Below are 18,146 nucleotides of genomic sequence, written 5' to 3' on the forward strand. Positions count from 1 at the left end.
TAGGGCATGTAGCCCTTTTTTCTTTGCAAAATTTTATTTATGTAATATAATAAATATGCACTAGGGGTGCCTTATGGCTGAGAATATACCCTTAACCTGGCCAAGGTAATGCTTGCGGAGGAAAGTGTCTAAACCTCTTTGAGTATGTGCAATAGGAGGTATTTTTTATGCAAAATAATCAGACAAGATCAACTTGGACAACCAAGATGCTTGTGGAAGGCGCATTAGCAATCGCCCTATCATTTGTTCTAGCAAGACTTAGACTTTTTCAAATGCCACAAGGTGGGGAAATCACACCTGGACAAATGATTCCACTAATTATATTTTCACTTAGATATGGAGCTGGTAAAGGATTTTTAATCGGTGCAGTATACGGCATCATCGATATGATGTTTGGGGGATATGTAATCCATCCAATCCAAGCAATCCTTGATTATCCAATGCCATATGGATTAATTGGTCTATCAGGACTTTACTCAGAGGAATTTAAAAGAACCCACCAATTTGGACCAATCTTAAAAGGAACGCTTATTGCAATTATTGCAAGATTTATCACTCACGTATTATCAGGTGTAGTATTCTTCTCATCATATGCTCCAGAAGGACAAGGAGCGCTAGAATATTCATTAGTTTATAATGCATCATACCTAGCAGTAGAATACGCAATTGCCTTAGTAATACTATTCTTATTAAAGAATTTCTTAACACGAGATTTACCAAAAATGTAAGTGAAATAAAAATTAGCAACCCTAATGGGTTGCTTTTTTTTATGACTAAAATTAATTATCACTTGCAAAATAAAATATAGCTGATATAATATTATTGTACTAAGATAGTAATACAATAATACAGATTACGGAGGAGCAGATGGAATTTGATGCATCAAGACCTATTTATCTGCAACTTCTAGATGAATTTAAGGTAAAAATATCAACTGGCGAATGGGAGCCTGGAGCAAAAATAGATTCTGTAAGAAACTTAGCTAGCCTTTATGAAGTAAATCCAAATACTGTTCAAAAAGCTCTAGTGGAGCTAGAAAGAGCAGGACTTACAGAAACTAGGAGGACTGCAGGCAGATTTGTAACAGATGATAGAAACTTAATTTCAAATCTAGAAGACAATTCATTTTATAAAATCGCAGATGATTTTATAAGTAGAGCAGAAAACTTAAATTTAGAAAAAGAAGAAGCAATTAACCAATTAAAAATATATTGGGAGGAGAAAAATGATTGATATAAAAAATCTAACTATGGTTTATAACGGCAAGGCAGCCTTGGATAATATAAATTTAAATATAGAAGATGGGCAAATAGTAGGACTCGTTGGAGAAAACGGATCTGGTAAGACAACCTTACTTAGAATCCTTGCAGGCATTGAAAGAAATTATATGGGCTCAGTAAAAATAAATGGAAAAAAGCCAGGTGGACGCACAAATAGTACAGTTTCCTACCAGCCAGACCACTTGCCTTTAGATAAAAGAACAAAAATAGATAATGTAGTAGCCCTATATGAGAAATTCTATGAAGATTTTAATAGCAAGAAATTTTATGATTTACTAGAAAGTTTTGGTATTTCATCAGATTTGAAACTAAATGAATGTTCAAAGGGGATGCGTGAGAAAATACAAATTGCCCTAACCCTTAGCAGAAAATCAAAAGTTTATCTTTTAGATGAGCCAATTAGTGGGGTAGATCCAAAGTCAAGAAAAATGGTGATAAATACAATTATAGAAAATTTTGACTATGATGGCATACTTTTAATCTCAACTCATTTAATAGCTGAAATTGAAAAAGTGCTTGATAGGGCAATATTTGTAAAAAATGGACAAATTATCGTAGATGAAACCGTTGATGATATTAGATTAAACCACCAAATGGGTGTGGAAGATTACTTTACGGAGGTTATGTAATGGGAAAATTATTTGTACAAATTTTTAAGGAAGATTTTAAATCTATGGTATTGTGGCTATTTTTACCCCTTGCCTCAGCTTTAATATTTATGCAGCTCTTATCAGCGTTTCCAGGTGGACCAATATTATCAATTGCCATGGGCTTTTCAATGACCCTACTTATAATAGGACCATTTTTATCTCTCGCTATAGCAGCTAAGAATGACAACGAAAGATTTTATGGCAACCGTGCTGGATTTTACTCAGCCCTTCCTTTATCAACTAATGCTATAACTGGAGCAAGAATAATTAATTATATCCTCCTAGGAATTGTAATAGTTTTATCAGGAATGATAAACTTTATAATATTAAACCTTGCTAGCGCACCGGGCTTAAGTTTATCTGAAATTTTTACAAGCTTATCTAATTTGGTAGAACAAATAGGTGGGGCTAAATTTGCTATGGCTCTCCTAAGCTTATTTAGTTTTGGAGTATATATTGTAAGTGCAATAATGCTTGCAAATACTTTTGGATCATCTAATGTCTTTGGTAAAAAATCAAAATTTGGACCTATAATTGTATTCTTAATTATATTTTTTGGACTTGGTATGATAGGAGCGAAATTTCAATCAACAGCCCTTGCTGATTACCTTTACCAAAGTTTTGATGTTGGAAGTGCAGAAGTAGAAGTAGCTTATAGTTCAACAGCTAGACTAATGCTTATACCATTTATTATAAATATACTCATAAGCCTAGGTTTTTATGGACTAACATACTATTTCCACGATAAAAAATTATCAGTAGACTAGTAATTAAGGTAAAAGAGGCAGTTATACTGTCTCTTTTTTATTTACAAAAATTCTATAAAGTGTATATTTTTCTTAACTAAAGAAATAAAGGAGACGCCATGAAAGATGCACTTTTTATCTATAATCCAAATAGTGGTCAAAAAATAATAAATGAATATCTGCCTTGGATAGTTGATTACCTTAGCGAAAGAGGATATCTGACAAGTATATATGCAACCCAAAGAGCGAAAGATGCATCATATATTGTAAGAAAACTGGGCCATCGTTTTGATGAAATTTTTGTAAGTGGTGGGGATGGAACTTTAGATGAAGTAATAGCTGCAGTTTGCAAATCAAAAATTGATCCTCTTATAGGCTATATACCAACAGGGTCTACGAATGATTTTTCAAGGTCTTTAAATATTCCCCAAGATGTAGAAAAAGCTACCAAGGTTGCTACTCGTGGTTACCAAAAACATATAGATATAGGAAAACTTGATGATAAGTATTTTGTCTATGTAGCAGCTTTTGGGACTATAGCAGAAGTTTCTTACAGCACAGGTCAAGATGTAAAAAATATTTTTGGACGTTCTGCTTACATTTTTGAAGGTTTAAAGCAAACTTTACCTCTAGTTAACATCCCAACATATAAAATGGAAGTGGAGGTAGATGGAGAAACCATTGCTGGAGAATTTATTCACTTTATGGTTACAAATTCTGTTTCTGTAGGTGGTTTTGTAGGGATAACTGGAGAAAATGTTGGTCTTTCTGATGGTATATTTGAGTTAACCATGGTAAAACGCCCTCAATCCTTAGCGGATATAAACAAAATAATTTTTGGTCTTACAAATAGGAAAGAAAATGATATGCTCATTTTGCGCCAAGGCAACGAATTTAGAGTAAAAACCGATCAAAAAGTAGCCTGGGCCCTTGATGGAGAATATGGTGGTTCGACGACTCTTGCCAATATAAGAGTTTTAAGAGAAAAAATAAAAATGCGAACTGGTTTGAGGGATAAAATTTAAAAATTAAAGTGAGATTTTAACAATATTTACTAAAAGGCTCAAATTTGATATAATAATAATGAGAACCTAGGAGGTAAAAATGTTTAAAATCGGCGATAAAATCGTATATCCCAACCATGGGGCGGGTATTATAGATTCTATTGAAAAAAAGGAATTTTTAGGTAAAGAAAAAGATTACTACATACTAAAAATGCCAATTGGTTCTATGGATATTTCCATTCCAATGTCAAATATTGACAAGATGAATATAAGAGATGTCATCAGCAAGGAAGAAGGAGATGAAGTTATTGAAATTCTTGACCAAGATCCTACTGAGATGTCAAACAACTGGAATGTGAGATATAGAGAAAATCAAGAAATTATTAAAACAGGCGATATATTCGAAATTGCAAAGATGGTAAGAAATCTTTCTATTTTGGATAAAGAAAAAGGTTTATCAACCACAGAAAAGAAATTGTTAAACAGAGCAAGAAGAATCATGGCTAGTGAGCTAGTTATGGCAGGTTCTCTCAATAAAGACGAAGCTGAGCAAATGATAGATGAGTCTATAGGACTCTAAAAAATCAAGGAGTGTTGATGAAAAGAATTTTTGAAATTCTTATAACACTAATTGGGGTAGTACTTGGCATAGTAATTTTAAATGTAGTCAATGCCGCAAGTTCCTTTGTTGAAACTAGCGGCATTATATTTATAATTGCTAATGCTGTTGCAGGCCTTATTGGTGGTATAATTTTTTATTTAATTTTTGCATCCTTTAAAGATAGGTTTATGGATAGCATTACCAATCTTGAGGGGCAAATGACGTCTATACCGGCTAGTAATCTAATTGTTGGAACAGTTGGTATTATACTTGGTATTTTAATTGCAACTTTAATTTCAAGACCTTTAACCAGTCTACAATTACCTTATGTAGGCAATTCAATTTTTGTGCTATTATCTATTTTATTATATCTTGGTTTAGGTTTTTTAGGTTGGAGAGTGGCAACTAAAAACAGTGATGATTTTGTAAATTTATTTAAGCCTAATAAAGAAAATAAAGACTTAAAATCTACTTTTAAACTTGATAGGAGCAAAAATCCTGCAAGTCCCAAAATTCTTGATACATCAGTAATTATTGATGGTAGAATAGTAGATATTATAGAAACTGATTTTATAGAAGGTGAGCTAATCATTTCAGAATTTGTGTTAGAGGAGCTCCAACATATAGCAGATAGTCCAGATGATCTAAAACGCGAACGAGGACGTCGTGGACTTGATATAGTAAGTGAGATTAAAAAATCTGATAAGATAAATTTAAAAATTACAGATCAAGATTATCCAAATATTAAAGAAGTAGATAGCAAATTGTTAAAACTTGCCCTAGATATGGGCGGTAAAGTTTTTACAAATGATTATAACCTAAACAAGGTTGCAGATGTTCAAGGCATTCCAGTTTTAAATATAAACGACCTTGCCAATGCCCTAAAACCTGTGGTAATTCCAGGAGAGCATATGAGAATAGATGTAATAAAAGAAGGTAAGGGCAAAAACCAGGGTGTAGGATATCTTGACGATGGTACAATGGTAGTAGTAGAAGATGGGGATAAATTTATCGACCAAACAATAAATGCTGTTGTAACCAGTGTTTTACAAACTTCTGCAGGACGTATGATATTTGTAAGAAGCGAAGAGGAATAAATGTTTGATGGCAAATTTTTATCAGCTATAATCACATCCGCAGGCTCAGGCAGGCGTATGAATAGCGATATTAACAAACCGTTTTTAAATATCGATGATAAAAAGATTATAGAGCGTACTTTAGAAACAGTAACGGGCATAGAAGAATTTGATGAGATTATCTTAGTAATTAGAAAAGAAGATGAAGATATAATCAAATCAATACTTAAAAATGATATTTTTTCTAATAAGGTCAGATATGTCTTTGGAAGTAGTACTAGAGAGCTATCGACATTTGAAGGGCTAAAAGCCTTAAATAAAAAATCACAATTGGTCTTAACCCACGATGGGGTAAGACCTTTTGCAAGTAGAGAGCTTTTTTATAAGACTTTAGAAGAGCTAAAAAACTACAAGGCGGTAATAACTGCTACAAAAACAAAAGACACTGTAAAAATTTTGGATGATAATATGCTTGTAGATTTTACACCAAATAGGGCCTTTGTCTATAATGTGCAAACACCTCAAGCTTTTGATAAAAAAACTATCTTTACTATGTATGAAAAATATATAGATAGTGAGTTTAAGATAACTGATGATAGTCAGCTATTTGAGTTTTTTGATAGAGAAACTCCTGTAAAAGTAGTTGAAGGAGAGTATTCAAATATAAAAATTACAACCAATGAGGATATTCTCTTTGCCAGAGCTTATATAAAAAGCAGAAAAGAAAATGAGGAAATTAATGAAAATAGGCATAGGCTATGATGTTCATAGGCTAGTAGAAAATAGAGATTTAATCCTAGGTGGGATTAAGTTTGACTATGAAAAAGGACTTTTAGGTCATTCAGATGCAGATGTTTTAACCCATGCGATTATGGACTCAATTTTAGGAGCTTTGGCTCTTGCTGATATTGGAAAATTATTTCCTGATACAGATCCAAAGTATAAGGGCATTTCTTCTATAAAACTGCTTAACCATGTGGTAGGTCTTATGGAAGAAAATGGCTATAAGATAGGCAATCTTGATACAGTTATCATCTGTGAGATGCCAAAAATAAATCCAAGAAGAGATGAAATTAAAAATTTATTAGCAGAGCATTTAAAAACTAGTCCAGCAAATGTTTCAATCAAGGCATCAACCAGCGAAGGTCTTGGTTTTACTGGAGAGGGTTTAGGAATAGAAGCTCGTGCTGTTGTAATATTAGAGGAGAAATAATGCGTAAATTTATAACAAGTGAGTCAGTAACAGAAGGCCACCCAGATAAGGTTTGTGATAGAATTTCTGATTCTATTTTAGATGAATGTTTAAAACAAGATAAAAACTCCAGAGTAGCTTGTGAGACAGTAACTTCAACAGGTTTAGTCTTAGTTGTTGGAGAAATTTCTACAACTGCCTATGCTCCAGTTGAGCAAATTGTTCGCCAAACTATCAAAGAAATTGGCTATGATGATCCAAATATTGGTTTTGATTATTCAAATGTAGCTGTTCTTACATCTCTTATTGAACAATCATCAGATATCGCCCAAGGGGTAAACAGTGCCCAAGAATTCAAATCAACAAATGATAAATACGACCAAATAGGTGCAGGAGACCAAGGAATTATTTTTGGTTATGCAGATAATGAAACTGAAGAATATTTACCAGTTTCTATAAACTATGCCCACAAGCTTGCTCAAAGACTTACAGATGTTCGTAAAAATAAAGTGCTTGATTATCTACGACCAGATGGTAAAACTCAAGTAACTGTAGAATACGATGATGATAAACTAGTACGTATTGATAATATCGTAATTTCTGCCCAACACACAGAAGATGTGTCACTTGAAAAAATTAGAGAAGATATTATAAACGAAGTTATTAATAAAGTAATAGACCCATCATTAATTGATGAAAATACAAGAATTTATGTAAATCCAACTGGTAAATTTGTAATAGGTGGACCAAAAGGTGATAGTGGTCTTACTGGTAGAAAAATAATTGTAGATACATACGGTGGTTATTCAAAATCAGGTGGTGGAGCATTTTCGGGTAAAGACCCTACAAAAGTAGATAGATCAGCAGCTTATATGGCAAGATATGCAGCTAAAAATATGGTTGCAGCAGGACTTGCTGATAGACTTGAGATAGGTATTTCCTATGCAATCGGTGTAGCTCACCCACTTTCCATATATGTAGATAGCTTTGGTACAGGAAAATATGATGATGAAAGACTTTTAGAAATTGTTGAAGAAAACTTTGACTTTAGACCACAAGCTATAATTGATAACCTAGACTTACTAAGACCAATTTATAAAAATACATCAAGCTATGGTCATTTTGGTAGAACAAATCCAGATTTTACTTGGGAAGCGCTTGATAAGGTAGATAAGCTTAAAAAATATTAGGAGAAAAAATGGCAAGGATTAGAAGAAGTGTAGCTATAGACCTTGGTACAGCCAAAGTCTTAGTTTTTGTAAATAACAAGGGAGTAGTCCTTAGTGAGCCATCAGTAATTGCCGTTGATGTCTTAAAAGATGAAATACTTGCTGTTGGAGATGAAGCAAAAAAATTAGTAGGTAGAACTCCAGGAAATGTAAAAGCTGTTATGCCTCTAAAAGATGGGGTCATAGCAGATTTCCCATCTACAGAGCGCATGCTAAAATATTTTTTAAATAAGTCTATAAATAAAGCTTTATTAAAACCAGATTTACTAATTTGTGTACCTAGCAGGGCGACCCAAGTAGAAAAAAGAGCAGTTTTACAGGCTAGCGAAAATGCTGGAGCTCACAGAACATATTTAATCGAAGAGCCATTAGCAGCAGCCATTGGCGCTGGAGTTGATATAACAGATGCTGGCGGAGAATTAATAATTGATATTGGTGGTGGAACTACTGATATTGCAGTGATTTCTATGGGACAAATCATAGCAAGCTCATCAGTACCAGTTGCAGGTCTTACTTTTGATACAGCAATAAAAGACTATATTAGAAAAAGATATGGTTTACTTATTGGGGATAATAAGGCTGAAGAGATTAAAATTGCAGCCGGAAATACAGAGTTTGATGGATCTATAGAAGTTACAGGACGTGAAGTGGCCACTGGTCTTCCACAAAAAGTTTTCGTACCTGTGGGTGAAATAGAGCTTGCAATCAAACCATATGTTGATTTGATAGTAGATGGGGTAAAAAAAGTATTAGAGGTAACCCCTCCAGAGCTTGCTGCAGATATTTTCGAAAAACAAATTATTTTAACAGGTGGTGGGGCCTACACTCTAGGTCTAAGACAGAGACTGTCAGAAAAATTTCAAATAGAAGTAAATATAGCAGAAAATGCAGAGCAGTGCGTAATAATAGGCACAGGTCGAGCACTAACTTGGCTTGATGAATTAGATCAAAGCGCAGACGACTCTGTAAAAGCTAAACAGAAAGAGTTAGAAAATAATGAAAAACTAAGGAGAAGATAATGACAAAAACTTTAGTAATGGTTAGACACGGTCAAAGTGAATGGAACCTTGCAAACAAATTCACAGGCTGGGTAGATGTTGACCTATCAGAAAAAGGTGAACAAGAAGCAATCGAAGCTGGTAAAAAAATTAAAGAAGCAGGTATAGTTTTTGACCATGCTCATACATCAATTTTAAAAAGAGCTATCAAAACTTGTAACTATGCTCTAGAATATTCTGAACAATTATTTGTACCAGTAGAAAAATCATGGAGACTTAATGAACGTCACTATGGAGCTTTACAAGGACTAAATAAAGCTGAAACAGCAGAAAAATATGGAGATGAGCAAGTACACATTTGGAGAAGATCTTATGATACACTTCCTCCAACATTATCAGAAGAAGCTCAAAAAGAACAATTAAATATGAGACAGTTTAAAAATCTGCCAAAAGATGTAATTCCAACAGCAGAAAACTTAAAAATTACTTTAGAAAGAGCTTTACCATATTTCTTTGATAATATCGCTCCACAATTACTAAAAGATGAGACAGTTTTAGTTGCAGCTCATGGTAACAGCCTAAGAGCTTTAGCTAAACACATAGAAGGCATTTCTGATGAAGACATCATGGATTTAGAAATCCCAACAGGTCAACCATTAGTTTACGAACTAGATGATGATTTAAAAATGATTAAAAAATATTATTTATAGAATGATTTTAAGAGTTTACCCATAGGTAAGCTCTTTTTTATTAGTAAAATCCAATTGATTTTTCACTTTATATATCAAAAATATAAATTTATATAAAAAAATCTTTACTTTTGATTGGGAAAAGGTTATAATATAGGAATAAAAGGAGTAGAAATGAAAATAGCATCAGTTGAATATGAAAACGGCGTTTCATCTCTATTAAATTCTCAGTTTGATAAAAACGAAGTAGTTATACATAAATTTGAACAAATGGAAGACCTTATAGGTTTAGACCTTGGTGAATATGATTTAATCTTGGTTGATATGACTTATAATAAGTGTCTACAGGTGATTCAATACATAAAACAAACAACAACTACCCCAGTTATTTATCTTACAGAAAGAAATGCAGATAATCCTTACGAACAAGAGTTAGATGACAAGGACTTTGTAATCCACTCTAATACTCGTGAGGAGTTTATTAATTCTGTTTTTGAGAAGGTAGAAGAGATTAATGATACAAATATCGTACGCCTAGGTTTTTGTACTATGGAAGAAGATAATGGGATATTTAGGATAGGCAACAATATCCTAGACCTTACAAAATTTGAAATAAGTATCTGTTCAGTTTTAATTTCAAATATGGGGCAGATTTTAAGTAAGGATGATATAGTTAAGGCAATGAGTAAAAAAGGCCTAAAAACAACAGAAAGATCTGTAAGAGAGCATATTAGAAAAATTCGTCTGGAATTTAAAAAGGCAGATTTAAACCCAATAGAAACTATAAACCGCAAGGGCTATAAGTGGGTGCTAGATAGTTGTAAACCTCAAAAGTGATTTTGTGAAATTGTTTTCAAAAATGTTTGATATTATATTTTCGTTGTGATATAATCTTGTCAAGAACTAAATAATTTGTAAGTCCATACGGTGGAGATGATGGGTCCTGAACATTTCTAGGAAATATTATTTTTTGTATATAGAAAACGGGTCCTCTATACGCCGGGTAGGATTCCTCGGGCGTGCCGCCCTGCGGCCATTCCATGGAGGGTCCTCCATTAGCCGGACGGGCTTATTTTCGGGGTAAGGTGAAATTCCTAAACCGGCAGTTATAGTCTGCGAGCCATTTTTTGGTTGATTTGGTGCAATTCCAAAACCGACAGTTATAGTCTGGATGGGAGAAGTATATATTTGTATTTTTTCATGCCCCACTATCAGGGCATTTTTTATTGCCCATTTTAGGAGGTTATTATGATTCAAAGAAGAAGTAAATCATTTAGTTTAGACAGATTGGTAAAAGTTGCTATCCTTGCTAGTATTTCTTATTTATTAATGTTTGTGCAAATGCCTATTCCAATAGCTCCACCATTTATGAAAGTGGACTTAGCTGATGTACCAGCTTTAATTGGTGGTTTTGCCATGGGACCTTGGTATGGAGTTTTAATCCAGCTTATTAAAAATGTTCTTAACCTATCAAAAACTATGACAGGGGGAGTTGGAGAGCTATCAAATTTTGTTGTAGGATCTACCTTTGTTTTGGTATCATCTTTAATTTATAGAAATAAGAAAACTCGCAAAAATTCAGTTTTGGCCTTAGTTTTAGGTATTGTTGCAATGAGTGCAGTTGCTACTTTATCAAATGCTTTTGTAGTTTTCCCTATCTATGGTAAGATTATGAATATTGAACTTGAAGCATTTGCAGCTATGATTCCAGGAAATAATTTGGTTTCAAACTATATAACTATGATGTTATTTTCAATTGCACCTTTTAACCTTATAAAAGGAGCAATAGAAGCTATCATAACTCAGCTACTATACAAACGTATATCACCAATATTAAAATTTTAAATAAAACTTATCCCTAGCTTGTCTAGGGATTTTTTTGTTATAAATAGTATAATACTTAAGATAAAGAGGATTTATGATTATAAGTAATTTAAACGAAATGAGGGATTTTGCAAATAGATTTGCAGCCCTTTTAAAAGACAATGACGTAATAAATTTAATAGGAGATATGGGGGCTGGAAAAACCACCCTAACAAATTTTATTGCTGAGTATTTTGGGATAAGCGATAGTTCATCACCAACTTTTGCAATTGTAAATATCTATGAGGGAGATAAGACTATCTACCACCTAGACTTATATAGGCTAGAAGATCCGGATGAGCTTTTAGAACTTGATTATGAAACATATTTTTATCCAGAAAATGCTATCACATTTTTAGAATGGGCAGAAAATGGAGCTGGATTTTTACCTAAAGATATGATAAATGTTGAGATATCAAAAATAGATGCAAATACTCGTGAGATAAATATCCTAGCTGATACAAAAAGGGGGCAAGAGATAAATGAATATTTTAGCAATTGACACCTCAACTATGATTTCTACTGTGACTATTGCAAGTAATAACGAAATTATCGGAGATTTTAATGTAAACCAGCAGAGAACCCATAGCGAATCCTTAGTCCCTATGATAGAAAATTTACTAGAACTTTTAGGTATGAATATCAAAGATATAGATGCTTTTGTAATATCTAAGGGACCAGGATCATTTACAGGTCTTAGAATAGGCATGACTGTTGCTAAAACTCTAGCTCAGGTAAATAATAAAAAGCTAATAGCTATCTCAACCTTAGAAGCCTTGGCTAACAACTCATCAAGCAATTATTTAAAAGCACCGATGATGGATGCCAGGGGCAATAGGGTTTATGCTGCAGTTTATGACAAAGATGATAAAGAAATCATCAAAGAAGACCTTTATGAAATAGAAGATTTTGTTAAGCTTGTGGATGCTTTAGATCAAGAAGTGGAGCTAATAGGAGAAATAAGTGGTAAATATTGCGAATATTTTAAAAATGCCCACACCCTACCTATAAATTTTAATAATTGTATAGGTAAGTCTCTTATAAGACTAGGACTTATCCATATAAATGATAATTCAAATCTTTTTGAAATTAGTCCAAATTATCTAAGAAAATCCCAAGCGGAAAGAGAATACGAGAAAAAGAATAAGGTATAAGATGATTAGAAAAATGGAAATTAGGGATGCAGATGAGGTTTATAATATAGAAAACCAAGCCTTTTTTGAGCCTTGGTCAAAGAAAAATCTTATCAAAGACTTAGAATCCAACACATTTTTAAATCATTACGTAGCAGAAAAAGATGGAAAGATAGTAGGTTTTTATATTTCTAGTCAAGTTTTAGATGAGGTAGAAATATTTACCATAGCAGTAGATTGTGATTATAAAAATATGGGCATTGCTACAAGCCTGCTTAACCACCTAGTAGCAACAAGTATAGCAAATAATATGAAAGAAATATGGCTAGAAGTTTCTACAAAAAATCTAGCTGCTATAAACTTATATAAAAAATTTGGTTTTGAAATAATGGGCATCAGAAAAAACTATTACCAAAAAGTTGGAGAAGATGCCTACAATATGAAAAAGGAATTGTAATGACAGATTTTTATACTATGGGAATTGAGACCAGCTGTGATGATAGCTGTGTGGCAATTCTAAAAAATGATAGAGAACTTTTAGTAAATTTAATATCATCTCAAATTGATATCCACACACTTTTTGGGGGGGTGGTGCCAGAAATTGCTAGTAGAAAACATCTAGAAGCTATAAATCCTTTGATAGAAAAAGCCCTAGATGATGCAAATCTTAGTTATGATGATATAGATTTAATTTCAGTTACCAAGGGACCAGGACTTATGGGTTCACTTTTGGTCGGAATATCTGCTGCAAAAGCACTTTCCCTTGCAACAAATACCCCAATGATTGGCGCAAACCACATGCAAGGTCATATTTGTGCAAATTATATTGCTCATAAAGATTTGGAACCACCCTTTATAACTCTTGTTGTAAGTGGGGGCCATACTTATCTTGTAAAAGTAAATTCATATACAGATTATGAAGTGGTGGGTAAAACTCGTGATGATGCAGCTGGTGAATCTTTTGATAAGGTAGCTCGAAAAATGGGCCTTGGTTATCCAGGTGGACCCAAAATAGATAAACTTGCTAAAGAAGGAAATAAAGATGCTATAGATTTTCCAAGGGTAAGACTTGAAAAAGATTCCTATGATTTTTCCTTTTCTGGCTTAAAAACAGCCGTTTTAAATTATATGAACCAAGAAGAACAAAAAGAGAATGAAATAAATAAAGCAGATCTTGCTGCAAGTTTCCAGGAAGCAGAAGTTGATGTTTTAGTTGAAAAATCTATGAGACTTTTAAAAGAAACTGGCTACGATAAATTTGCCCTAAGTGGGGGAGTTGCAGCTAATAGCAGACTGCAAGAAAGAATGCGCGAGGAATGCGAAAAAGAAAATATTAAATTTTACTATCCACCAATTAAGCTTTGCACAGATAATGCTGCTATGATTGCCATGGCTGGTTACTTAAACTATCAAGCTGGTGAAGTTAGTGATAAATATATGAAAGTTTACCCAAATTTAGAAATATAAGATATAATATAAACTATGAGAAGAAATAGAAGTGGAAACTTAGACTTATTAAAAAAATATAATAAAATGCAAACTATAAGCTCTGTTATTTGGATTCTTTCAGGTATTGGAGTTTTAGCATTTGGGGTTTATTATAAAGAAATCTTTGAGATTGTTTTTGGGATCCTTGCCATACTTTTTGGCATAGCTATGATAAGAATCCGTAATACAAGTCTAAATGCAATTGCTAGAAGGGAAAAGAGTAGGTTAAACTTTCTTATCCTTGCTATTGTCGTGTTTTCACTAGTAAATCCCATAGGAAATATCCCGGTAATTTTTGATTTATATAAGAGAGATTTTGTAATAAGAGGAGGATTTGATGAAAAATAAGAACAAAATTTTTTGTCTAATCCTCGTTTTTATGCTCATAAGTACATCTTGTGCCAAAAGAAGATTAGACCAATTAGAATCTAAACGTACCCACAATATAGTAAGTGATGGGGGTTTTAGCGGTTCAGATGATATTTTCTATCCAGATAATATTGATAAATACGATGTAGAAAGTTATTTAAACTGGTATAAAGATATGCAAACTCCACCAAAGTTACAGCTACCAAGTCCCGAAAATCCTAAAGAGCTAACTAACAAAGAAATGGTAGAAGACTTTAACTATGTATTTAATGAGCTAAAGGCAAATTATCCGTTTTTTAAAGTTTTAAAAAGAGAATACAATATAGATTTTTTAGGATCTTATAATAAATATTTAAAACGTATCGAAAATGCAAAAACTGATCAAGAATTTATCGATGAAATGACTGGTATATTGGGAGAACTAAATAACTACCACGCCCGTATAGCTGATAAAAGCTATGTAGAAAACACCTTAAAATATTATTCTAAAAATTGGAATACACCATCCATTTATTATGAATTTTTAAAGATGAATAAGCAGGTGGTTAGAAATCGCTATGGCATTACTGGAGAGCAAACAGCAGATATTGGCCAAAAAAATCAAAAAAGAGCTATTTCATTTATAAATAAAGATCAAGATTCAAATCTCAGTTTTGAAAGCCCAGCAGAAGGTATTGCCCTTTTAAAAATAAATTCTATGGTGGACCCAGAAAAATTTGATGAAGATGAAGCAGTTTTAAATGAATTTTTAAGAAATAAACATCTTTATAAAGTTCTTATAATAGATATCCGCGAAAACTACGGGGGCAATATGGAATATTGGCAAAAGTTCCTGCTACCAAAAATCTTAATAAGTCCAAAGTCTGTAACCAACCACCTATTTTTCAAAGATTCTCAAAGGGCAAAGTTAATCTTAGCTGATGACACCTTAAATATTGAAAAACTAAAAGACATTGATATATCAGGAGTAAAATTAAGTCACGCAAGTGATTTAAAAGATTTTGACTATTATATAAAAGATACTATAACGATAAATCCAGATGATAGCAAAAAAGAAAATGGTTTTGAAGGAAACATTTATTTAATGGTTGATAAAGCAGTATTTTCTGCTGCTGAAGGCATGGCAAGTTTTATGAAACATTCTGATGCAGCATCATTAATTGGAGAAACAACTGGGGGAGATGGTATCACTCTTGGTGTAATAAATGATGTAATGCCAAATTCAGGACTAGTATTTACCTATACAAATACCCTAGGCTATGCTCCAGATGGATCAATAGATGCAGAAGAACGCACAGTACCAGATATAGAATCAGCTTCATTTAAAAACTCCATAGAAACTATTGAAGAAATAGAGGCTGGTAATTTTTAACAAAAAATTTAATATTATAACTAGGGAAATAAAAAAATATGAGAATTTATCACATTCTCATATTTTTTATTACAAATATTATATTTAAAATTTACTTGTCAGATTTTTTACCCAAATTTGGACTATAAATTACTAGTTTTTTAAATCCAGTATATATTCTATGAAAAGAGTATATAAGTAAAGGTGGCTTAATTAAAAAATACGTAGAATAGTTTATATCCTTAACAAAAGTACTTTCTCCAGTCCTACTTAAAATGAGGTCTATAACATTACTTTCTGTTATTTGATGGGCTATAATAAGCCCTATTGCCCCAAATATAAAGTCTAACCACATTAACTTTAATAGCATTGACTTGCTTTTTTTGTCATCATCCATCATTTACTTCTCCTTTAAAGGTACTATATTTATTTTATGATTTTTTAACTAATCACCTTTGAGATAATTTTACTTCACCTTATTTAGAAATCCATATCAAATATAAGTTACTAAACAGAAAATTCATTTATTTATTTCATGAAATATAAAAATATTTAAGAAATATTAGATAGCTAATTTACACACAAAAAATAGATAGTAATTAGAAAAATTATATAAGAGTAGGGTTGACTTAATTAATTATAAATAAGATTAGCAATTTAAAAGCTAGGCTAATGCCTAGCTTTTAAATTATTTTTTATTTTTTTGATTTTTGTTTAAGAAATAGTAAGCGCCTAGGGCTATTATTAATATCCCTACTATATAGCCTAATCCTCTTATACCTGTTTTTACAATGCTAGCTGCATTGGTATTTTCTCGTGGCGCTACTGTTTGGTTGGCTTCTGTTTCGTTAAATTCTTCTTTATCATCTTCAGTATCTTCGTCTGTATCTGTATCTTCATCATTTAATTCTGGAGACTTGGTTTCATTGTCGATAGTTACTGTTTTTGGTACTTCTTTTTCTTCACTTGGATTTTCTGAGTTTGTACTTGTTTCGCTACTAGTATTTTGTGTTTGATTATCAGTTTGACTAGTATCACTGCTAGCTTCATTTAAGGCTTTTTCTGTAAAAGGATATAACCATGAGTCAGATCCTAGGTCAGATGTATAGTTCGCAGATGCGTCTAGCTCTTGGTTTGATAATTTACCATCTTTATTGGTATCTATAGCATCGATTTCTCTTTTTTGAGCATCTGATAATTCTTTGTATTTGCTACTTGTTTTATCATTTTTTAAGAAAGCTGATTCGCTTTGGCTAGCTGCATTTCCAGTTGTTTGGCTAGGATTTTCTATAGTTTGGCTTTCTTCTTCTAATTTATCTTCTGATGAACTAGTGTTGCCGGCAATAAAGTTTTGGTTGGAAAACTCTGTTTCATCTTCACTAGCTAAAGTTTCTGGTATTTCAAAATTTTCCTTATCTGGGCTAGCTAAAAACTCTTTTAAAAGCTCATTAGCTTGTGGGTTTTCCTTATTTTCGCTAACTACTTTTAAAAGCTTATCGTATTTTTCTTGCTGCTTTTCATCAGCTAGATAATAGTCTTTTGAATTCTGTATAGCCTTTATAGCCTGGTTTATATCTTCGATATTGTCAGAATCCTCATCTAAGAAAAGTTTTCCTTCTTCTATAAAAGCAGTTGTAGCTTCTCCTATATTCTGTGTTTCTTGGTCGGTTAAGGCTAATTGATTATCAGCTTGTTTTTGGTTGATTAATAATTGTAGATAATCGCTTTGAGCTTTGACTTTTTCTAGGTCATCGCTGTTTAAAATTTTTTCGCTATCTTTGATAACTTCTGCAAAGTTTTGCTTATCAAGTTTTTTAATTAGTTCGATATTTGCCTTTAATTCATAGCGAAGTTTATATTCTTCACCAAAGGTCTTTACTATATTTTCTAAATCCTGGTCTAGGTTAGGATTTTCATTTAAATTATTATTTTTTTCTTCTAATAAATTTTGGTAGGCTGCTAGTTCTCCTTTAGATGCTTTATCAAAATTTTCTAGAGTACTTATTTTTTCTATTTTTATAGCACTTTCGCTTGCAAAGGAATTTGTAGCTGGTGCAATTAGTCCAATAGCAAGGGATAGGGCTAGTACTTTACTGTATTTTTTAATTTTCATAATAAACTCTTTCTTTGTGTACTTCTTTCCTATATTATATTAAAAAATAAGTATTTTTCAATCAAAAAAGCTAGAACCATGGGTTCTAGCTTTTCTTTTAACCTTTTAGGCCTTCTGCTTGTCTTAGCATATTTTCTACAACTATGTCATGGATTTCTCCAAGACTTGCTGCATATTCCAAGATTTCCCAAGGTCTATTTGTATGAAAGTGGATTTTGATTAGCTCCTCATCACCTACTGCAAGTAGGCTATCGCCTTCAAAGTTTTCTGTAATGTGGTCAAATATTTCATCTTCATCTAAATCTTCACCTGCTATTAGCATTTGTGTATCAAATTTAAAATCTCCTATGTCTACCATAGTTCC

23 protein-coding genes and 2 riboswitches are annotated in these 18,146 nt (G+C 32.5%); of the genes, 20 read left to right on the plus strand and 3 right to left on the minus strand.

Going from position 1 to position 18,146, the window contains the following annotated elements:
* Window positions 1–52 precede the first annotated feature (52 nt).
* Window positions 53–140, plus strand: a riboswitch (TPP riboswitch).
* 27 nt (window positions 141–167) lie between these two features.
* The 20 genes from thiT (at window position 168) to ACCQ40_RS03060 (ending at window position 15,690) form a co-directional block, all read left to right on the plus strand.
* Complete coding sequence (thiT, locus tag ACCQ40_RS02965) at window positions 168–728, plus strand: energy-coupled thiamine transporter ThiT (protein ID WP_410032557.1); 561 nt, start codon at window positions 168–170, stop codon at window positions 726–728.
* Window positions 729–867: 139 nt separating this feature from the next.
* Window positions 868–1,233: a GntR family transcriptional regulator gene (locus ACCQ40_RS02970; RefSeq protein ID WP_394010998.1), complete on the plus strand. Its 366-nt coding sequence runs from the start codon at window positions 868–870 to the stop codon at window positions 1,231–1,233.
* The gene (locus tag ACCQ40_RS02975) at window positions 1,226–1,909 is read left to right on the plus strand and encodes an ABC transporter ATP-binding protein (protein ID WP_410032558.1); all 684 of its coding nucleotides are present in this window, start codon (window positions 1,226–1,228) and stop codon (window positions 1,907–1,909) included. Before ACCQ40_RS02970 ends, ACCQ40_RS02975 begins: the two co-directional genes overlap by 8 nt.
* On the plus strand, window positions 1,909–2,697 hold the full coding sequence (locus ACCQ40_RS02980; protein ID WP_410032559.1) for a hypothetical protein: 789 nt from the start codon (window positions 1,909–1,911) through the stop codon (window positions 2,695–2,697). Before ACCQ40_RS02975 ends, ACCQ40_RS02980 begins: the two co-directional genes overlap by 1 nt.
* 98 nt (window positions 2,698–2,795) lie before the next feature.
* Window positions 2,796–3,701, plus strand: coding sequence for a diacylglycerol/lipid kinase family protein (locus tag ACCQ40_RS02985; RefSeq protein ID WP_394011002.1), 906 nt, complete (start codon window positions 2,796–2,798; stop codon window positions 3,699–3,701).
* Window positions 3,702–3,780: 79 nt separating this feature from the next.
* Window positions 3,781–4,260, plus strand: a complete 480-nt coding sequence (locus tag ACCQ40_RS02990; RefSeq protein ID WP_394011003.1) for a CarD family transcriptional regulator — start codon at window positions 3,781–3,783, stop codon at window positions 4,258–4,260.
* Between the two features lie 17 nt (window positions 4,261–4,277).
* The gene (locus tag ACCQ40_RS02995; RefSeq protein ID WP_394011004.1) at window positions 4,278–5,378 is read left to right on the plus strand and encodes a PIN/TRAM domain-containing protein; all 1,101 of its coding nucleotides are present in this window, start codon (window positions 4,278–4,280) and stop codon (window positions 5,376–5,378) included.
* Window positions 5,379–6,119, plus strand: coding sequence for a 2-C-methyl-D-erythritol 4-phosphate cytidylyltransferase (gene ispD, locus ACCQ40_RS03000; protein ID WP_394011005.1), 741 nt, complete (start codon window positions 5,379–5,381; stop codon window positions 6,117–6,119). It abuts the gene before it with no gap.
* Window positions 6,097–6,570: a 2-C-methyl-D-erythritol 2,4-cyclodiphosphate synthase gene (gene ispF / locus ACCQ40_RS03005; protein WP_410032561.1), complete on the plus strand. Its 474-nt coding sequence runs from the start codon at window positions 6,097–6,099 to the stop codon at window positions 6,568–6,570. Before ispD ends, ispF begins: the two co-directional genes overlap by 23 nt.
* Window positions 6,570–7,739 carry a methionine adenosyltransferase gene (metK, locus tag ACCQ40_RS03010; protein WP_394011007.1) on the plus strand — a complete coding sequence of 390 codons (1,170 nt, stop codon included), beginning with the start codon at window positions 6,570–6,572 and terminating at the stop codon, window positions 7,737–7,739. Before ispF ends, metK begins: the two co-directional genes overlap by 1 nt.
* Before the next feature lie 8 nt (window positions 7,740–7,747).
* Entirely contained in the window at window positions 7,748–8,797 is a 1,050-nt protein-coding gene (mreB, locus tag ACCQ40_RS03015; protein ID WP_394011008.1) for a rod shape-determining protein, read from the plus strand.
* Window positions 8,797–9,486: a 2,3-diphosphoglycerate-dependent phosphoglycerate mutase gene (gene gpmA / locus ACCQ40_RS03020; RefSeq protein ID WP_394011009.1), complete on the plus strand. Its 690-nt coding sequence runs from the start codon at window positions 8,797–8,799 to the stop codon at window positions 9,484–9,486. The genes mreB and gpmA overlap by 1 nt, the downstream gene beginning before the upstream one ends.
* A gap of 153 nt (window positions 9,487–9,639) precedes the next feature.
* Window positions 9,640–10,302: a winged helix-turn-helix domain-containing protein gene (locus tag ACCQ40_RS03025; RefSeq protein WP_394011010.1), complete on the plus strand. Its 663-nt coding sequence runs from the start codon at window positions 9,640–9,642 to the stop codon at window positions 10,300–10,302.
* 230 nt (window positions 10,303–10,532) lie between these two features.
* A riboswitch (FMN riboswitch) is annotated at window positions 10,533–10,652 on the plus strand.
* Between the two features lie 61 nt (window positions 10,653–10,713).
* Window positions 10,714–11,310: an ECF transporter S component gene (locus ACCQ40_RS03030; RefSeq protein ID WP_394011011.1), complete on the plus strand. Its 597-nt coding sequence runs from the start codon at window positions 10,714–10,716 to the stop codon at window positions 11,308–11,310.
* A gap of 73 nt (window positions 11,311–11,383) precedes the next feature.
* The gene (gene tsaE, locus ACCQ40_RS03035) at window positions 11,384–11,830 is read left to right on the plus strand and encodes a tRNA (adenosine(37)-N6)-threonylcarbamoyltransferase complex ATPase subunit type 1 TsaE (protein WP_394011012.1); all 447 of its coding nucleotides are present in this window, start codon (window positions 11,384–11,386) and stop codon (window positions 11,828–11,830) included.
* A complete protein-coding gene (gene tsaB, locus ACCQ40_RS03040) occupies window positions 11,811–12,482 on the plus strand; it encodes a tRNA (adenosine(37)-N6)-threonylcarbamoyltransferase complex dimerization subunit type 1 TsaB (protein ID WP_394011014.1) in 672 nt (223 codons plus the stop codon). The genes tsaE and tsaB overlap by 20 nt, the downstream gene beginning before the upstream one ends.
* Window position 12,483: 1 nt before the next feature.
* Window positions 12,484–12,918 (plus strand): ribosomal protein S18-alanine N-acetyltransferase, encoded by a 435-nt coding sequence (gene rimI, locus ACCQ40_RS03045; protein ID WP_394011016.1) that lies wholly within the window; start codon window positions 12,484–12,486, stop codon window positions 12,916–12,918.
* Window positions 12,918–13,928 carry a tRNA (adenosine(37)-N6)-threonylcarbamoyltransferase complex transferase subunit TsaD gene (gene tsaD / locus ACCQ40_RS03050; protein WP_410032562.1) on the plus strand — a complete coding sequence of 337 codons (1,011 nt, stop codon included), beginning with the start codon at window positions 12,918–12,920 and terminating at the stop codon, window positions 13,926–13,928. Before rimI ends, tsaD begins: the two co-directional genes overlap by 1 nt.
* 15 nt (window positions 13,929–13,943) lie before the next feature.
* A complete protein-coding gene (locus ACCQ40_RS03055) occupies window positions 13,944–14,297 on the plus strand; it encodes a hypothetical protein (RefSeq protein ID WP_410032563.1) in 354 nt (117 codons plus the stop codon).
* The gene (locus ACCQ40_RS03060) at window positions 14,287–15,690 is read left to right on the plus strand and encodes a S41 family peptidase (protein WP_410032564.1); all 1,404 of its coding nucleotides are present in this window, start codon (window positions 14,287–14,289) and stop codon (window positions 15,688–15,690) included. Before ACCQ40_RS03055 ends, ACCQ40_RS03060 begins: the two co-directional genes overlap by 11 nt.
* A 91-nt stretch (window positions 15,691–15,781) precedes the next feature.
* On the opposite strand, the gene ACCQ40_RS03065 is transcribed toward ACCQ40_RS03060, so the two are convergent.
* The 3 genes from ACCQ40_RS03065 to ACCQ40_RS03075 all read right to left on the minus strand — a co-directional run bounded on the left by ACCQ40_RS03065 (window position 15,782) and on the right by ACCQ40_RS03075 (window position 18,140).
* Window positions 15,782–16,066, minus strand: a complete 285-nt coding sequence (locus ACCQ40_RS03065; RefSeq protein WP_394011020.1) for a hypothetical protein — start codon at window positions 16,064–16,066, stop codon at window positions 15,782–15,784.
* A 291-nt stretch (window positions 16,067–16,357) separates the two neighbouring features.
* Window positions 16,358–17,782: a hypothetical protein gene (locus ACCQ40_RS03070; protein WP_410032565.1), complete on the minus strand. Its 1,425-nt coding sequence runs from the start codon at window positions 17,780–17,782 to the stop codon at window positions 16,358–16,360.
* 97 nt (window positions 17,783–17,879) lie between these two features.
* Window positions 17,880–18,140, minus strand: coding sequence for a kinase to dihydroxyacetone kinase (locus tag ACCQ40_RS03075; protein WP_410032566.1), 261 nt, complete (start codon window positions 18,138–18,140; stop codon window positions 17,880–17,882).
* Window positions 18,141–18,146 lie beyond the last annotated feature (6 nt).

Source organism: Anaerococcus cruorum (assembly GCF_046365495.1).
GTDB lineage: Bacteria > Bacillota > Clostridia > Tissierellales > Peptoniphilaceae > Anaerococcus > Anaerococcus cruorum.

Excerpts from the sequence above, each read along its gene's own strand:
- thiT (WP_410032557.1), top strand. The coding sequence starts at position 168 with ATGCAAAATAATCAGACAAGATCAACTTGGACAACCAAGATGCTTGTG.
- ACCQ40_RS02970 (WP_394010998.1), top strand. The coding sequence starts at position 868 with ATGGAATTTGATGCATCAAGACCTATTTATCTGCAACTTCTAGATGAA.
- ACCQ40_RS02975 (WP_410032558.1), top strand. The coding sequence starts at position 1,226 with ATGATTGATATAAAAAATCTAACTATGGTTTATAACGGCAAGGCAGCC.
- ACCQ40_RS02980 (WP_410032559.1), top strand. The coding sequence starts at position 1,909 with ATGGGAAAATTATTTGTACAAATTTTTAAGGAAGATTTTAAATCTATG.
- ACCQ40_RS02985 (WP_394011002.1), top strand. The coding sequence starts at position 2,796 with ATGAAAGATGCACTTTTTATCTATAATCCAAATAGTGGTCAAAAAATA.
- ACCQ40_RS02990 (WP_394011003.1), top strand. The coding sequence starts at position 3,781 with ATGTTTAAAATCGGCGATAAAATCGTATATCCCAACCATGGGGCGGGT.
- ACCQ40_RS02995 (WP_394011004.1), top strand. The coding sequence starts at position 4,278 with ATGAAAAGAATTTTTGAAATTCTTATAACACTAATTGGGGTAGTACTT.
- ispD (WP_394011005.1), top strand. The coding sequence starts at position 5,379 with ATGTTTGATGGCAAATTTTTATCAGCTATAATCACATCCGCAGGCTCA.
- ispF (WP_410032561.1), top strand. The coding sequence starts at position 6,097 with ATGAAAATAGGCATAGGCTATGATGTTCATAGGCTAGTAGAAAATAGA.
- metK (WP_394011007.1), top strand. The coding sequence starts at position 6,570 with ATGCGTAAATTTATAACAAGTGAGTCAGTAACAGAAGGCCACCCAGAT.
- mreB (WP_394011008.1), top strand. The coding sequence starts at position 7,748 with ATGGCAAGGATTAGAAGAAGTGTAGCTATAGACCTTGGTACAGCCAAA.
- gpmA (WP_394011009.1), top strand. The coding sequence starts at position 8,797 with ATGACAAAAACTTTAGTAATGGTTAGACACGGTCAAAGTGAATGGAAC.
- ACCQ40_RS03025 (WP_394011010.1), top strand. The coding sequence starts at position 9,640 with ATGAAAATAGCATCAGTTGAATATGAAAACGGCGTTTCATCTCTATTA.
- ACCQ40_RS03030 (WP_394011011.1), top strand. The coding sequence starts at position 10,714 with ATGATTCAAAGAAGAAGTAAATCATTTAGTTTAGACAGATTGGTAAAA.
- tsaE (WP_394011012.1), top strand. The coding sequence starts at position 11,384 with ATGATTATAAGTAATTTAAACGAAATGAGGGATTTTGCAAATAGATTT.
- tsaB (WP_394011014.1), top strand. The coding sequence starts at position 11,811 with ATGAATATTTTAGCAATTGACACCTCAACTATGATTTCTACTGTGACT.
- rimI (WP_394011016.1), top strand. The coding sequence starts at position 12,484 with ATGATTAGAAAAATGGAAATTAGGGATGCAGATGAGGTTTATAATATA.
- tsaD (WP_410032562.1), top strand. The coding sequence starts at position 12,918 with ATGACAGATTTTTATACTATGGGAATTGAGACCAGCTGTGATGATAGC.
- ACCQ40_RS03055 (WP_410032563.1), top strand. The coding sequence starts at position 13,944 with ATGAGAAGAAATAGAAGTGGAAACTTAGACTTATTAAAAAAATATAAT.
- ACCQ40_RS03060 (WP_410032564.1), top strand. The coding sequence starts at position 14,287 with ATGAAAAATAAGAACAAAATTTTTTGTCTAATCCTCGTTTTTATGCTC.
- ACCQ40_RS03065 (WP_394011020.1), bottom strand. The coding sequence starts at position 16,066 with ATGGATGATGACAAAAAAAGCAAGTCAATGCTATTAAAGTTAATGTGG.
- ACCQ40_RS03070 (WP_410032565.1), bottom strand. The coding sequence starts at position 17,782 with ATGAAAATTAAAAAATACAGTAAAGTACTAGCCCTATCCCTTGCTATT.
- ACCQ40_RS03075 (WP_410032566.1), bottom strand. The coding sequence starts at position 18,140 with ATGGTAGACATAGGAGATTTTAAATTTGATACACAAATGCTAATAGCA.